Below are 14983 nucleotides of genomic sequence, written 5' to 3' on the forward strand. Positions count from 1 at the left end.
CAAGCATACTATTCATAAACTCAAATATAAATCATAATTATATTACGCCTGCATCCTGCCGGCGAAAAAATAGTAAGGGAAAATCGCTGCTTTTTAGCTGATAGTTACTTTTTGAAGATCTTGAACTGTTTGAGCAGCTCGCCGCCCGCGCTATTGACCCGGATAAAGTAAATGCCTGATGATAACCCCAGATCCGAGAGATCGATGTAAGCCAGATTATCCGCAACAGTTACCAGCCCCGCCGGAAGCGCGATCCGCTTACCTGAGACCATTACAACCTCATACAACATTTCGTCGCCGGTCTGATTTTCGGGGAGTTTAATATTAATGATATTCTCTGTCGGGTTGGGATAAAATGCCCATTCCTCCATATTCTTGGTGATATTCACAGAATCCCCGTAAGAAATACTAAACTGAATTGAGTTGGTAACGATTGCAGAATCCTCTTCTGCGGCAGTCACCGTGAGGGTGTACCTGCCTACGTAAGGCGCAAATCCGCGTGCATTTTCATACAATGCATACGGAAATACGCTTGTAGTGGAAGTCCGTTTGTAAGGCCCGTCCAGTTCGAAGGTCACCTGGTCATATTCGAAATTTCCGTAGGCGTAAATGTTCAGAAGCGGCGGAAGTGAATCGTAAGCTACCACATCGTCGCCGGCGAGTTTGCGGATCACGCGCTGGTCCACTTTACTGCCGCCTTGCACGAGCTCAAACCGTAGTTCGGGAGTTTGTACTTTCAGTATCAGCGGGATTTCCACATATGCTCCGCCGTTATCGTAAGCCCGGATTATCAGCCTGTATTCTCCTTCTTCAGTGGGGGTTCCTGAAAACACATTTAAAGCAAAATTGAGCCAGGAAGGCCGGTTTTGGACAGATATAGATGAAATATAACCATCGGGGTCTCCAAAGATATTGGTAGGTAAAATATAGTTAAAAGGCATATTTACCTGTGCATATTTCACAGGCAATGTAGTAGATGCAAAAGGCGGTGCATTCAGGAACTGAGGCTCTACAACACGAATCGTAAAATAGGTTTCTACAAATGCATTCAGATCGTCGTACGCTTTGAAAATGATCCGGTACTCGCCCAGTTTGTCAGGCGTACCGCTTAAAGTTCCGTTCGTAAATTTCAGCCAGCCAGGCAATTCAGCAGCTTCGATCCTGGTAATTTCCCCGTCACTGTCCTCAAATGTACCCGCTGGAATTGCAAAGCTGAAAGGCTTCCCGATGGCGACCATCTGATTGGAAAAATTAGCATCAACAGTCGGCGGCTTGTTCGCATTTTCCCTGGTATCAACCCGGATCGTGAAAAAAGCATCCGTAGAACCTCCCTCATCGTCAGTTCCTTTCACTGTGATCCGGTAGTCGCCAAGCGCAGTTGGCCGACCGATCAGTGTCCCGTTTTCAAATCTTAACCACGAAGGCAGGCCGCCTACTTCTACTTTTACAATCGTACCGTCCACATCCGAAAAGGTGTCAATAGGCAGTTTGTAAGTAAAATCCTTGTTGACCGCGATGATCTGCATCGGCACCGGACGAAAAACGTAAGGCGCATAGTTTGACGCATCGTTCCAGTATTCCGGCGTAAGCAGGTCTTCTTCCAGCTTCACCTGCACAGGTTTCGGGCTGGCCGGATTTGCATAAGCGCGTTTCGACCATTCAGAAAAAATCACATTGATCGCGCCCTTTTTTTCAACCGCGGCAGAAAGCCGGTAGCTGACAGATTCGCTGTAAGTAATAGGCTGTAAAGGTTGGCCGAGCCAGTTCGATGCAGCAGGCCGGAGAAATCCCTCCGATCGCGCCATTTGATCTTTTGTAGAGATTACGACCGCGACCACATTCGCACCGTGGGCAAAATTCTCTGTGATCTGTTTTAAATGCGTGTTATTGTCGAGATATGAGCTGACAAACAGTTCATTAGCCGTGATAAAATCAGCCGGCATATTACTTTTTACAATATCCACCGACCACCTGTGATCGTAATTAGGGCTGTCGTTAATCTTAATCCCATCTGATTTTTCATTCAGATCCTTGAAACCCAGCGTCCCGCGCATGACGGAAGCCGCATCAAATACTGAACCATAATCGGAAACGAACTTAACGCCAGGATCAACGGATTTTACAGCTCCGATCATTTGTTCGAAATACTTTTTCATCGCCTCGTGCCGGTAGATATACCAGTCCTTTCCAGCCCGCTGCCTGAAAGATTCTTCCGGGTCCCAGGCTGTAAAAGGCGGATAAGGGTCATTAAAAGTCTTGTAATTCATGCCCCAGAGAAAATTGAGGCGCTCGATTTTTTTGTAATGGTCTTTCAGCCAGGTTCGAAAGCCAGCTACCATTGTTTTCGAATAATCGTAAACAGCCGTGCTTTCCTTGCCGCCGGTGATCAGGCCGCCGGGATATTCGCCTTCCTGAGTGGGAGTATTGGTGACGGAAACGTAAAGCAGTTTGTTGGTAGTCTGTAAATGTTTGTAGCGGGTCACCGTTTCCTTCACAAACGCAATTCCCTTATTTACAATAGCTTGATTATCAAACCCGAAGAAAGTATCCTGATATCCCCCTAGCAGCGGCTGGTCGGAGTGGCTGAACTGGCTGTCAGAAGGTTCCCAAAAACCTTTGATACGTGTGCTGTGTCTCCCTAGGTGAATGCGGAGCGCCACTTTCATGCCGAGATCAGTGGCTATTTTGATCTGTTCATCGTACTTGGCCCACTTCGGAGTTTCAGTAGGAGAGCTGTAATATACTTTGTCCCAAGGAATTGTGATATAAACTGCATTGAGGCCGTACTGACTGGCGGCTGTGATCAGTTCCGGCTCGGGACCACGGTTATCAGCGTCGGTCAGGTTCAGTAGCATCAGTGCCAGATACCTTTGTGGATCAACTTCCGCTGTTTTTTTATCAATTTGGGCTGATAGCGGTTGCTGTGCAAGAAACAGGCCGAATACCAGAAAAAATAGCTTATTGAGATGATGAAATGCGTTCGTAGAATTGAACATGCTAAAACTTTTTGTCAATTAATTTGATCCACTCGTTGTATCCGTTTTCCACATTGAATTGACCTGCGCGCTCAATGCTTTTTGCACTATTAACCGTCACTTTTCCTTCCATTACTGACCGCATTCCTGCTACCATCTGCCTCACACTCAGATCCTTGGTCACGAGGCCCATTCCATCCTGGATAAACTCAGAAACGCCTCCCGAAGGAAACGAAACGATAGGTTTTCCCAACAGCGCAGCTTCAATCATTACCAGTGGAAATGGGTCTTGCCGGGAAGTGAGCAGAAAACCGTTACCCACGTTAAGGTAGTTATAATAATCTTCTTTCTGCTTTCCCACCAAATGAATTTTGGTCGCCGATTTGGAGTGAATGCACCTTTGTTCAGTATAGTAAACGAGCCCGTCATCGATCTTAGCGCCCACCCAGATCAGGTGAACGTTGGGGTCATTGACCTCAGCCGCAATATCAGGCAGCATATCGAAACCTTTTCGCTCAGAAGTCATTCCTGACAATACCCAAACGAATGCTTTTTCAGGTATGCCTAGATCCTTTCTCAACTGGCTGCTGCGCTCGTTATCTTGCTTGACCAGTTTATGGTCGATAAAGGAATGGAGTAAGCCAATATTTTTGCCGCCTGCATTACTAAGTGCGTCACAGGTAGCCTGCGAGCAGCCGATCAGCAAATGCGAGTAATCAACGATACCCTTGAAATCGGGGCCACTCAGGTAAGCGTAGGTCAGGGGCATTTCGTGAAAATGGGTAACCACTTTAATCGAAAACTCCTTCGCTATCACAATGGATTCCGGTATCATAGTGGTATTCACGTACCAGAAATCCGCATTAAAATCCTTCGCAAGTTTTCGTAAATACTTGTGAATAGGGTTAATACCAAGATGATAGGATACTTTTTGCAAGATATTGAAGTGACGCGGCGCAATAAATCTTGGAATGTCCTCGGGAAAATCTTTTAATAATTCTCCATTGGCAAAACTTACTATACCTACGTCGAAACGGGAACGGTCGATCTTTTTAAGAATATACAACAGCATCATTTCCGATCCTGTCCTTGTCGCATAGGGCGTGAAAAACAGTATTTTTTTCTTAGTACTATTCATGCAGAGGCGGTTAAAAGGTCAATGTTCTCCTGTGGTTTTATCTTATAAGACCCTTTTTTTAAGAGTAACGTTTGCCAGAAATATTTTAAAATCACCTTTGTTTTTCTAACATAGATCCGCTGCGTCCTGAGCTCAGCAAATGGATTTCTGCCACTTTTGATATTCAATGCGATTTTCCACCCAAAAATGACGGGCACCATACATATATAATGCGCGATCAGCAAAAGGTACTGAAAAACACCATATTGCTTCCGGATCCATAGGAAATTAGACACCTGCATTTGGGTACTGAACCGGTTGATCCACGAAATGTTCGTGCGCCGGAAAGGGTTGTTATTTTCAAGATGAATAAATGTGCAGTCTTTGAAATAGCACAGTTTTCCCAACTTTCCAAGCCTGCCCGACCATTCTACATCTTCTCCATACATAAAAAAATCAGGGCTGAAACCGCCTGTTTTTTCAAATCCCTCGCGGCGCAGAAAGATGAATGCGCCGACCAGCCAATCGTACTGATCGGGATCTTTGTAATCAGGTTCCGGGTAAAAACGGTTTAGTATATTCTCTGTCAGGCGGCCCGGCGGAAGTATGAAAAACGTCTTGCGAAACTCGTTGAAACTCTGGTAAAAAGGCATTGGTGTTCCGTCTGCGTAATATTGCAAAGCACCGCAGGCGATCATATCCTGCTTGGCTTCCATGCGCGTGAAACAGCGGCCTATCACATTGTCTGTCAGTAAAGTATCTGCATTAAGTAACAGAAAATACTTCCCTTTTGCGATCGCCATACCCTCGTTATTAGCAATACCAAAACCCGGGTTGGAAGGAAGGTCTATCCAGCGTACTTCGGGATAAGAGGCGCGGATCAGGTCGCCGCCGCCATTTTCAGGATCATTGTCAACAATTATTACCTCAAACGTCACTCCGGAAGTGAACTGATGAATCGACTTTAAACAATTAATGATGAGTTGTGAAGTGCGGTAATTAATGATGATGATGGATACATCCATGAAAAAGCGTGCAAGTTAGACGCGTAAAAATAGAAAATCTCCGTGGAACAAGGGCAAACCTTCCACGGAGATCGTCGATTAGAATTTAATTAGTTAGTTGCCGGTTAATTGAGCCTTTCAAAGATTCCGGCCACTCCCTGCCCGCCGCCAACGCAGGCAGTTACCATACCATATTTCTGATTTTGCCGCTTCATTTCATTGAACAACTGCACCGATAAACGTGCGCCCGTCGATCCTAGCGCGTGGCCCAGCGCGATCGCGCCGCCATTTGGATTGACAATTTCAGGGTTAATATCCAGCTCCTGGATCACGGCCAGTGACTGTGCCGCAAAAGCTTCATTCAATTCAATCTGCTCGATATCCTGCAATCTCAAACCCGCCTGTCTCAACGCAGTAGGAATAGCCGCAACCGGCCCGATGCCCATAATTCGTGGGTCTACGCCCGCAGTTGCGTAGGATAGCATTCTTGCGATTGGTTTGAGGTTCAGTTTATTAACCATATTCTCCGACATGACCATCACAAATGCAGCCCCGTCGGAAGTTTGCGACGAGTTACCCGCGGTAACCGAGCCACCGGCAGCAAATACAGGTTTTAGCTTGTTCAAAGCTTCCAGCGTAGTGTCCGCGCGCGGACCTTCGTCCTGGCTCACCACCAATTCTCTCGTTTTCTTCTTGCCCGAAGCCGCGTCGAAATAGGTTTCTTTCACGGTAACAGGCACAATTCCGTCTGCAAACCAGCCTTCTTTCTGCGCCCGCAATGCTTTTTGGTGAGATTGAAAAGAAAATTCATCCTGCTTTTCACGGCTGATATTGAAGTCTTTCGCAACCTGCTCGGCCGTAAGTCCCATACTCAGGTAGTATTGCGGATTCGTATGTGCGATTTCGTAGTTCAATGCAGTTTTCCAGCCCATTGTCGGTACCATAGACATAGATTCGGTACCTCCTGCAATAATGCATTCAGCCATTCCTGCGTGTATTTTCGCAGAGGCCATCGCAATTGCCTCCACGCCTGAGCCGCAATATCTGTTGATCGTAATTCCTGATACGTTTTGTGGCAATGCGAGCAAAGCGACGTAACGTCCCATTTGCATTCCCTGCTCAGCTTCGGGTACCGCATTGCCGACAATCACATCGTCAACCTGGGTAGGGTCCAGTTGAGGGAGCTGTTCCAGTAAATGTTTGATTACTGTCGCTCCAAGGTCATCGGGGCGTGTAAACCGGAAGCCGCCTCTCGAAGCTTTTCCAACCGCGGTCCGGTAGCCCGCTACAATATATGCGTTCATATAGCTATTTTAAGTCGATGAAAAATAGATAGTATGCAGGCATACTATCAGGTAAAAATAGAAATTTAACATAAAACAACAAACCGCCGGAAAACAATTTCCGGCGGTTTGCAACTACGAAGTCTTTACTGATGGATTATTAAAATCTAGGAGTGAAAGTTCTCCTCAATGATTGATTTTGGTCTTTTTGCAATATCCGGCATGACGATCCATAGGATAATGTAAAGGAAGACGATCGGGAAAGTGACAGGGATAAAAACTGCCAGCACGAATAATACCCGAACGATCGTTACATCGATCTGAAAGTAATCTGCAAGGCCGGAAGCTACTCCACCAATCATTTTGTTTGCTGTATTGCGATATAATCTGTTATGGTTCATGGCTGTTTGTGTTTATTTCGTTTTGATGATTCAAAGCTACTATGCATTACATAGTAGTTGTTATCTTTCTTTATAAGCGGCTTTTTGCCGGGAGCACGGGTTGTATTTTGTGGTATATGGATGAAATGCGGGATAAAAGCTGTCACGTCAAAAACAAAGTCGCGTATCGACTGAAATTAATCCATCGAAATAGGCAAATGCGTTAGATCTGTATTAGGAAAATCAAAGATGTTGCGCAACAGAATTGGCAATGAATTACCTTTGGAATTGGAATAAGCTTGTGTGCTGACAATCTGGCACCTATTTGCGACAGGCTTAATTTTTTGTTTGAGAATGAACGATATAAAATATATAAACCATGTTTAAAATATTCTCTAAGCTATTTGGCACCAAATCAGAACGGGATTTGAAAGAACTGACCCCGTACGTGGGTAAAGTGAATGCCGAATATGCTCTGTTAGCTTCTTTAACAAATGACGAACTCAGGGCCCAGTCGGAAAACCTGAAACAGCATATATCAGATCAGCTTAAATCCATCGACGACCAGATCGCGTCGTTGAGACAAGAGGCGGCCGACGAGCCTAATGTGGATAGCAAAGAAGTAATCTTCAAAAGAATCGACGCCCTTGAACTGGACAGGAACAAGGAATTGGAAAGGGTATTATTGGAAATTCTTCCAAAAGCATTTGCGATCGTAAAAGACACAGCCCGCCGTTTTAAAGAAAATGAACAGCTGGAAGTGACTGCCAATTTCTTCGACCGCGAAGTTGCTGCACGTAAGTCACATATCCGGATCGAAGGCGATAAGGCATATTGGAATACAACCTGGGACGTAATCGGCCAGCCTATTAAATGGAATATGCTGCATTATGATGTGCAGCTGATCGGTGGGGTTGTGCTTCACCAGGGTAAGATCTCCGAAATGGCGACTGGTGAAGGTAAAACGCTTGTTGCGACGTTACCTGCGTTTTTGAATGCATTGGCTGGTCAGGGAGTACATATTGTAACTGTCAATGATTACCTCGCAAAACGTGATGCTGAGTGGAATGCGCCTCTTTTTGAATTCCACGGTTTAAGCGTCGACTGTATCGACCGCCACCAGCCTAATACCAACGCGAGAAGAAATGCTTACAAAGCGGACCTTACTTACGGAACAAACAACGAATTTGGTTTTGACTACCTGCGTGACAATATGTCACGGACTACGGAAGAGCTGGTTCAGCGCAAGCACCACTTCGCTATGGTCGATGAGGTTGACTCCGTTTTGATCGATGATGCACGTACGCCATTGATCATCAGCGGGCCGGTACCACGCGGCGACGAGCAGGAATACATTGAATTAAAGCCCCGCGTTTCGCGCATTGTTGAAGCTCAGAAGAAGCTTGCAATGGACTTTTTAAATGATGCCAAGAAAAAAATTGCGGCGGGAGATAAAAAAGAAGGTGGCCTGGCATTGTTCCGTGCACACCGCGGTATGCCGAAATACAAGCCTTTGATCAAATACCTCAGTGAATCGGGTATTAAAGCTATCATGCAGGAATCGGAATCGATCCACCTTGCTGAAAATCAGAAATTAATGCCGGTAGCCGATGCGCCATTGTATTTTACGATCGATGAGCGCCACAATAGCATTGAGCTGACCGAAAAAGGAATTGACTTCTTAACAGGCGAATCGGAAGAAACGAATTTCTTTATTCTCCCCGATATCGCAGTTGATCTCGATGCGATCGAAAAAGATACTTCACTGAGCGAGCAGGAACGGATTATCAAGAAGGAATCCCTAATCCGTGATTATTCTGTAAAAACTGCCCGCATTCACACCGTGAACCAGTTACTGAAAGCATTTACACTCTTCGAAAAAGATGTGGAATATGTGATCATGGACGGAAAGGTTAAGATCGTAGATGAGCAGACCGGCCGTATCATGGAAGGTCGCCGCTATTCTGACGGTTTGCACCAGGCTATCGAAGCCAAAGAAAGTGTAAGGGTTGAAGACGCTACACAGACTTACGCGACGGTTACTCTCCAAAATTACTTCCGGATGTACCACAAATTGGCTGGTATGACGGGTACTGCGGAAACAGAAGCAGGTGAATTCTGGGAAATTTACAAGTTGGACGTAGTTTCTATCCCGACCAATGTAACTGCTGTTCGTAAAGATCAGGAAGACAAAGTGTACCGTTCGGTGCGTGAAAAATACAATGCGGTTACCGACGAGATCGTGGAGCTGGTAGAAGCAGGCAGGCCGGTTTTGGTAGGTACGACTTCGGTTGAAAACTCCGAGATCATCAGCCGCATGCTTACCCTGCGTAAGATCGCCCACCAGGTACTGAATGCAAAACAGCACCAGCGTGAGGCAGAAGTAGTTGCCGAAGCTGGTAAGCCCGGAACTGTGACCATTGCTACCAACATGGCAGGTCGCGGTACGGATATTAAACTTACGCCGGAAGCGAAAAAAGCGGGCGGTTTGGCCATTATTGGTACTGAAAGGCACGAAAGTCGCCGCGTCGACAGACAGTTACGCGGACGTTCAGGTCGCCAGGGTGACCCGGGTTCTTCCCAGTTCTTTGTTTCCCTTGAAGATAACCTGATGCGTTTGTTCGGTTCTGACCGGATGGCGAAGGTAATGGATAGAATGGGGCTGGAAGAAGGCGAGGTGATCCAGAGCGGCATGATCACGAAATCGATCGAGCGTGCGCAGAAAAAGGTGGAGGAAAACAACTTTGGAATGCGGAAACGTTTGCTGGAATATGACGATGTCATGAACTACCAGCGTGACGCGATCTATACCCGCCGCCGGAATGCACTCTTTGGAGATCGTTTGGCTGTGGATATTGCCAATACCCTTTTCGATGTGTGTGATGAACTGACAAATACTGCCGGAACTTACGCAGAGCTCGAATTGGCGGCCATTACTACGCTGGGTATGGAACTTCCATTCAGTGAATCGGAATACAATTCGTTCAAACCGGGAGATCGGTCGCAGCGTCTTTATGAAGCTGCTGAGAAGCAATATCAGGAGAAGAACAATGCGATTTCGCAAAAAGCATTGCCAATTCTCCGTTCGATCCACGCAGAGAGAGGCGCTACGGTTACGGAGATTATGATCCCTTTCAGTGACGGACTTCGCCAAACTGGTGTGGTAGTGGGATTGAAAAAAGCCATCGATAACGAGGGTAAGGAAATTACGCACGAAATGGAGAAAGCGATCGTGCTTTCGCTGATCGACCAGGAATGGAAAGAGCATTTGCGTGAAATGGACGATTTGAAACAGTCGGTTCAGAATGCCGTATTTGAACAAAAAGATCCTTTATTGATTTATAAATTCGAATCGGTAGAACTGTTCAAACGCTTCCTGAGCAAGGTAAACTTTGATATGATATCCTTCCTGATGAAGGCGGATATTCCTCAGGAAGAGGCTGTTCCTGCTACTGCTGTACAGCAAACGGTACGCCGCCCGGCACCCGCGCCTGAGTTGCATACCAACAAGGAAGAAGATATTGATCTGGATATTGAAGATAGCAGATATGCTCGTACAGAGTCTTCAACAAAGGCGCAGCCCGTTCGCATCGAGCGTATTGCAGACCGTAACCAGAAGGTATCCGTTCAATATCGCGACGGTCGGATCCTGCGCGATGTGAAATTTAAAAAAGTAGAACAGGAAGTGAAAAACGGCGAATGCGTAGTAATTGAATAGTCGTTTTTCTAAAAAATAATACAAGCCCTGCCTTCTCAGAATAGAAAGGCAGGGCTTTTTGCTGCCGTAAAATCAGGATTTATACGATATTTGCAGTTATAGTAGCGCATTAACACAATATTCCATCAACATGAGGCTTCACAAGGAAGGATATACCATCATTCTGATCACAATCATCGTTCTGGTACTGATCAACTTAGGGATTAATTACCTCCTTCCGGACGGTTACTGGATCCCGATGTTGGCAATTATCGGCAGCATCTTTGTGCTTCTGCTGGTTGTCCAGTTTTTCCGCGTCCCGACCCGCGTAGTGCACAAAAGCGACCGGCAAATCGTAGCGCCTTGTGACGGAAAAGTGGTTGTGATTGAAGAAGTCGTTGAAACCGAATACTTTAATGGCCCAAGAAGACAGATCAGCATATTCATGTCGCCGCTGAACGTGCACATCAACTGGAACCCGGTAAGTGGTGTAGTTCAGTATTTTAAATACCACGCAGGACTTTATCTGGTAGCGTGGCACCCGAAATCCAGCACGGATAATGAGCGCACCACGGTAGTAATCAGAACATTAGAAGGAATTGATATTCTGTTCAGACAAATTGCAGGAGCTGCTGCACGCCGCATTCGCTGGTACGTAAAGGAAGGCGACAAAGTTGAGCAGAGCACCGAAATGGGTTTTATCAAATTCGGCTCGCGCGTAGATATTTTCGTCCCGCTGGATGCGGAGATCAAGGTTAACCTGCAAGATAAAACCGTAGGCAGCGTGACAGTATTGGCTGAATTGAAATAAGTTTACGGCGTTAATGTGCCGAGCCAATCACCAATTTGCTGAAAAAATCCCGGCACCGCCGCTGGATAAACAATCGCCATAAACACCATTCCGAAGATTGCGCCATACATGTGCGCGCTGTGATTCACATAACTCGTGCCCTTTTTCGCTTCATAAAGCGAGTATCCCAGAAATAAGATCCCGAAAATAAATGCCTTCATTTTGATGAAGAAGTACAGAGAAATTGTCATAGTCGGAGCAAAAAGAATTGCTGCAAACAGAACAGCGGAAACACCTCCGGAAGCACCCAGAGAGTTGTAATTTGAATTGTTGCGGTGCTTCATAAAAGTTGGAATATCGGAAACGATAATTCCCACTATATAAAGGAACAGGAAATACAGCGACCCGCTGGGCCCGAACAACATACCGAAAAGCCGCTCGATCCCTTCCCCTACAAACCATAAACTGAGCATATTGAATATTAAATGCCCAAAATCTGCGTGGATGAAGCCGGACGTTACAAACCGGTAATATTCATTTCGCCTGGTGACTTTGTATGGGTTCATGATCAGCTTATCCATCAAACTGTAATTGTTGAAGGCATAATAACTGATACCAGATGTAATAATGACAAGCAGAAGGGTAAGTGACATAAAATCAAAGATTAAAGAATAACATTATTTTTCCCGATCAACCAATTGCTGTGCGAATTGCAGTAGCGGTTCCTTCCGGGAATTTTCAATACTGAGATTTCGAAGGTTTTCCAGCCCCTTTCCGAAATAATCACTGATTTTTTGTTCAGTCAAACTGCGGATACCCAGTGATTCATAAACTGCCTTTACCGCGCTAATCTTTTCTTCAGCATCAAAAATCGGTTCTGAAATCCACTTTTCCAGCTCACTTTTAGTTGCATTATCCGCTTTTGAAAGCGCCTCGATCAATAGGAACGTTTTCTTGTTTGCAATAATATCCCCGCCTACCTGCTTTCCAAACTTGGAAGGATCGCCGTAAACGTCCAGAAGATCGTCTTTCAGCTGAAAACCGATCCCCATATTTTCCCCGGCAGCATAAAGCAGCTTGACGGATTCTTCATCCGCGCCGCCAATTATTCCACCTAATTCCAACGCAAAACCAAGCAGGACCGACGTTTTCAAACGGATCATTTCCAGATATTCTTCCTCTGTCACATTCCAGCGCGTTTCAAAATTCATGTCGAGCTGCTGGCCTTCGCACACCTCAGCGGCAGTTTGATTAAATCTTGCCAAAACAAGCCTTAGCTTCTCTTTGGGAATATCCAAAAGCAGATCATAGGCGCGGATCAGCATTACATCTCCCGAAAGAATAGCTGTATTCGCATTCCATTTTTCGTGCACTGTCGGTTTTCCTCTCCGCAATGGTGCGCGGTCCATGATATCATCGTGCATTAATGTAAAATTGTGAAAAACCTCCACCGCCATGGCCGGTTTCAGTGCCGCACTGATATTTTCCGAATAGATCGATGCTGACAATAATGTCAGCAAAGGCCGGAAACGTTTCCCGTGAAGGGACATAATATAACCGATCGGCTCGTAAAGTTCAGCCGGATTTTCGCCGTAGGAATGTTTCTCAAATTCGGCTTGAAGCGTTTGCAGTAATTGCTCGGGGTTAACCATTCGAAGTGCAGAAATCGCCTGATCAGATCAGGACGCAATATTTAGATTTTAACTTATCAGCCGGTTGAGGCGACTTATGCAAAGTAGCGGAATTTCCTTGTCTTGCGGATAACATTTCATGTATTAATTCGATTTTGCATTGTTTTGGAGCTATTCCCCGACAATATGATAACTTTGAAAATCTAACATTTCCCAGAACAGCATGCCATTTCACCAGTATTTCAACGGAGATATTACGCCAATAGATCAGCCTGTATTTCAAACCAATGACCTTGGTATACTGCGCGGGTACGGTTTGTTTGACTATTTCAGAACCTATAACGGTATTCCTTTCCGCTGGGACGATTACTGGCAGCGATTTGAAAACTCCGCGAGGCTGCTCAAACTGCAAGTTCCAATCTCACAACACGACACCGAAAAGGTACTTGCCGATCTGCACGCATTATCCGGCGAACAGGAAGTTGCATTCCGCTTTGTACTTACAGGAGGTTACGCGCCCGACAGTGTGCATGTAGTGCAGCCCAATTTCCTGATAAAAACGGAGGCGCTGCCGCAGGATAATCCGGCCGGCCGTTTGAAAGGTATTAAAGTAATTCCTTATGAATATGTCCGCGACCTGCCAGAGATCAAAACCACCAATTACGTACACATGGTTTTAATGGCGGATGAAATGAAAAGGCAGCTGGCAGCAGATCTGTTGTTTTATAAAGACGACGAAGTAAGTGAACTGACAAGAAGCAATATATTCATTTTCAGAGACGGGAAACTGATCACTTCCAACCGGAACATATTAAATGGAATAACAAGAAAAGTGGTACTGGAACTTGCAGAAGCACATTTTGAAGTGGAAGTCAGACCCATTTTTTATCAGGAAGTGATTACAGCAGAAGAAGTTTTCACCACCAGTACTACCAAATGGGTAATGCCAGTAGTACAGATCGGCGACGAGCTTATAGGCAACGGACTGGCTGGAAAGCGGACATTATTTTTGCAGGAGCTTTTTGAAAAACTGGTAGCCGATTGGGGTAAATAAAAAAGTGGCTTCCTTGCGAAAACCACTTCTCTTCACTTTTTGTAATAAATCAATTTATTTAGGCGCAATAGGTGATTCTTTGTTGACAATCGGCCAAACTCCCGGCCGCGGAAAACTTACTCCTTTCGTTGGTCCTTTGTCCATCGCATCCAATCCGAAATAGTACAACGGCCAGCCTTTATAAGTAAGCTGTTTTTTACCAAAAACGGTGATCGTACCGAATAACGTTTTATCCAGAGCCGAAGGAATATCTTCAATGGTATTTACTTCGTAAATCGGCCAGGTCGCATCGTGGGTCGCGTCGTTTGTTGTCCAATTGTTGTTCATCGATGAATCTCTTGCAAATGCATATAAAGTACGACCGAGGCTATCGACGATAAATTGCGTTTCCGCTGTACCTTCTGTGTAGTCTGCCTTGTAGGATTTACCGTCGTTTCCAACCAGCTGCGCATTGGAAAGCATTACCGTGTATTTCGTTTTAGCCACATACCACAGATTTCCCATTCCCTCTCCTTTCGCATCGCCCGCAGCCGCATCATCCTGGAAATAATACAGCGGCCAGCCTTTGTAAGTCGTTTGTGTCACACCGTCGGTCCGCGTGATATTGGCGAAATCAGAAGCTTTCAGGCCTGCATCCAATTTAATGGAAGTAGGATTCGCTACTGAAAATACCGGCCAGCGCGTCAGGCATTGACCTGTGCAGACCGAAGTTGTGCCTGCATCTTTTGTAAAAAAATAAAGCGATCTCCCGTCCTTATCTGTCAAAACCTTACCTAGCGAGCCGGCGTCTTTTAGCATCACATCATTAGAAACCGGCTGTTGATTATCATCATCGTCAGAGCAGGAAATTGTCACTGCCAGTAATAGCCCCAGCACAAACAGACTGCGGGTAATGGAAAAGATTTTCATCGGATTCATTTTTATTGTTAGAGATGAATTGGTTGTCGCGATTACGGCGAAAAACCTCCGATGGTTGCGTGGCTGCTCTGTTGCATTTGAAGTAAATAAAAAAGGCACGATCTGCGCGATCGTGCCTTTTTTCATATTTTTTT

At 45.6% G+C, this 14983-nt stretch carries 11 protein-coding genes; 3 read left to right on the top strand and 8 right to left on the bottom strand.

Annotated elements, in window-relative coordinates; translation table 11 throughout:
- Nucleotides 1–104: 104 nt before the first annotated feature.
- From LZG94_RS23210 to LZG94_RS23230, 5 genes are all read right to left on the bottom strand, one after another.
- Nucleotides 105–2996, bottom strand: a complete 2892-nt coding sequence (locus tag LZG94_RS23210) for a putative Ig domain-containing protein (RefSeq protein WP_233794058.1) — start codon at nucleotides 2994–2996, stop codon at nucleotides 105–107.
- Between the two features lies 1 nt (nucleotide 2997).
- Nucleotides 2998–4113, bottom strand: coding sequence for a glycosyltransferase (locus LZG94_RS23215; RefSeq protein ID WP_215236142.1), 1116 nt, complete (start codon nucleotides 4111–4113; stop codon nucleotides 2998–3000).
- Nucleotides 4110–5117, bottom strand: coding sequence for a glycosyltransferase family 2 protein (locus LZG94_RS23220; RefSeq protein WP_233794059.1), 1008 nt, complete (start codon nucleotides 5115–5117; stop codon nucleotides 4110–4112). The genes LZG94_RS23215 and LZG94_RS23220 overlap by 4 nt, the downstream gene beginning before the upstream one ends.
- 104 nt (nucleotides 5118–5221) lie before the next feature.
- On the bottom strand, nucleotides 5222–6400 hold the full coding sequence (locus LZG94_RS23225; protein WP_233794060.1) for an acetyl-CoA C-acyltransferase: 1179 nt from the start codon (nucleotides 6398–6400) through the stop codon (nucleotides 5222–5224).
- Nucleotides 6401–6546: 146 nt separating this feature from the next.
- Nucleotides 6547–6780 carry a PspC domain-containing protein gene (locus tag LZG94_RS23230; protein WP_215236139.1) on the bottom strand — a complete coding sequence of 78 codons (234 nt, stop codon included), beginning with the start codon at nucleotides 6778–6780 and terminating at the stop codon, nucleotides 6547–6549.
- 358 nt (nucleotides 6781–7138) lie between these two features.
- Between LZG94_RS23230 and secA the strand changes: the two genes are divergently transcribed.
- Nucleotides 7139–10477: a preprotein translocase subunit SecA gene (gene secA / locus LZG94_RS23235; protein WP_233794061.1), complete on the top strand. Its 3339-nt coding sequence runs from the start codon at nucleotides 7139–7141 to the stop codon at nucleotides 10475–10477.
- Between the two features lie 130 nt (nucleotides 10478–10607).
- Nucleotides 10608–11267, top strand: a complete 660-nt coding sequence (locus LZG94_RS23240; RefSeq protein WP_233794062.1) for a phosphatidylserine decarboxylase family protein — start codon at nucleotides 10608–10610, stop codon at nucleotides 11265–11267.
- A 2-nt stretch (nucleotides 11268–11269) separates the two neighbouring features.
- Here the strand turns inward: LZG94_RS23240 and LZG94_RS23245 are convergent, their stop codons facing one another.
- On the bottom strand, nucleotides 11270–11899 hold the full coding sequence (locus LZG94_RS23245; RefSeq protein ID WP_233794063.1) for a rhomboid family intramembrane serine protease: 630 nt from the start codon (nucleotides 11897–11899) through the stop codon (nucleotides 11270–11272).
- Between the two features lie 24 nt (nucleotides 11900–11923).
- Nucleotides 11924–12898 (bottom strand): polyprenyl synthetase family protein, encoded by a 975-nt coding sequence (locus LZG94_RS23250; RefSeq protein ID WP_233794064.1) that lies wholly within the window; start codon nucleotides 12896–12898, stop codon nucleotides 11924–11926.
- Between the two features lie 202 nt (nucleotides 12899–13100).
- On the opposite strand from LZG94_RS23250, the gene LZG94_RS23255 reads away from it, so the two are divergent.
- The gene (locus LZG94_RS23255; protein WP_233794065.1) at nucleotides 13101–13931 is read left to right on the top strand and encodes an aminotransferase class IV; all 831 of its coding nucleotides are present in this window, start codon (nucleotides 13101–13103) and stop codon (nucleotides 13929–13931) included.
- A gap of 54 nt (nucleotides 13932–13985) precedes the next feature.
- Here LZG94_RS23255 and LZG94_RS23260 read toward each other — a convergent pair whose 3' ends face one another.
- Nucleotides 13986–14975, bottom strand: a complete 990-nt coding sequence (locus LZG94_RS23260; RefSeq protein ID WP_233794066.1) for a hypothetical protein — start codon at nucleotides 14973–14975, stop codon at nucleotides 13986–13988.
- Between the last annotated feature and the right edge of the window lie 8 nt (nucleotides 14976–14983).

Origin of the sequence: Dyadobacter sp. CY343, assembly GCF_021390335.1 — a bacterium.
Lineage (GTDB): Bacteria > Bacteroidota > Bacteroidia > Cytophagales > Spirosomataceae > Dyadobacter.

Bases quoted from the DNA above. Each gene is read 5' to 3' on its own strand.
- LZG94_RS23245 (WP_233794063.1), bottom strand. From the start codon at position 11,899: ATGTCACTTACCCTTCTGCTTGTCATTATTACATCTGGTATCAGTTAT.
- LZG94_RS23260 (WP_233794066.1), bottom strand. From the start codon at position 14,975: ATGAAAAAAGGCACGATCGCGCAGATCGTGCCTTTTTTATTTACTTCA.
- LZG94_RS23250 (WP_233794064.1), bottom strand. From the start codon at position 12,898: ATGGTTAACCCCGAGCAATTACTGCAAACGCTTCAAGCCGAATTTGAG.
- secA (WP_233794061.1), top strand. From the start codon at position 7,139: ATGTTTAAAATATTCTCTAAGCTATTTGGCACCAAATCAGAACGGGAT.
- LZG94_RS23220 (WP_233794059.1), bottom strand. From the start codon at position 5,117: ATGGATGTATCCATCATCATCATTAATTACCGCACTTCACAACTCATC.
- LZG94_RS23255 (WP_233794065.1), top strand. From the start codon at position 13,101: ATGCCATTTCACCAGTATTTCAACGGAGATATTACGCCAATAGATCAG.
- LZG94_RS23210 (WP_233794058.1), bottom strand. From the start codon at position 2,996: ATGTTCAATTCTACGAACGCATTTCATCATCTCAATAAGCTATTTTTT.
- LZG94_RS23225 (WP_233794060.1), bottom strand. From the start codon at position 6,400: ATGAACGCATATATTGTAGCGGGCTACCGGACCGCGGTTGGAAAAGCT.
- LZG94_RS23230 (WP_215236139.1), bottom strand. From the start codon at position 6,780: ATGAACCATAACAGATTATATCGCAATACAGCAAACAAAATGATTGGT.
- LZG94_RS23240 (WP_233794062.1), top strand. From the start codon at position 10,608: ATGAGGCTTCACAAGGAAGGATATACCATCATTCTGATCACAATCATC.
- LZG94_RS23215 (WP_215236142.1), bottom strand. From the start codon at position 4,113: ATGAATAGTACTAAGAAAAAAATACTGTTTTTCACGCCCTATGCGACA.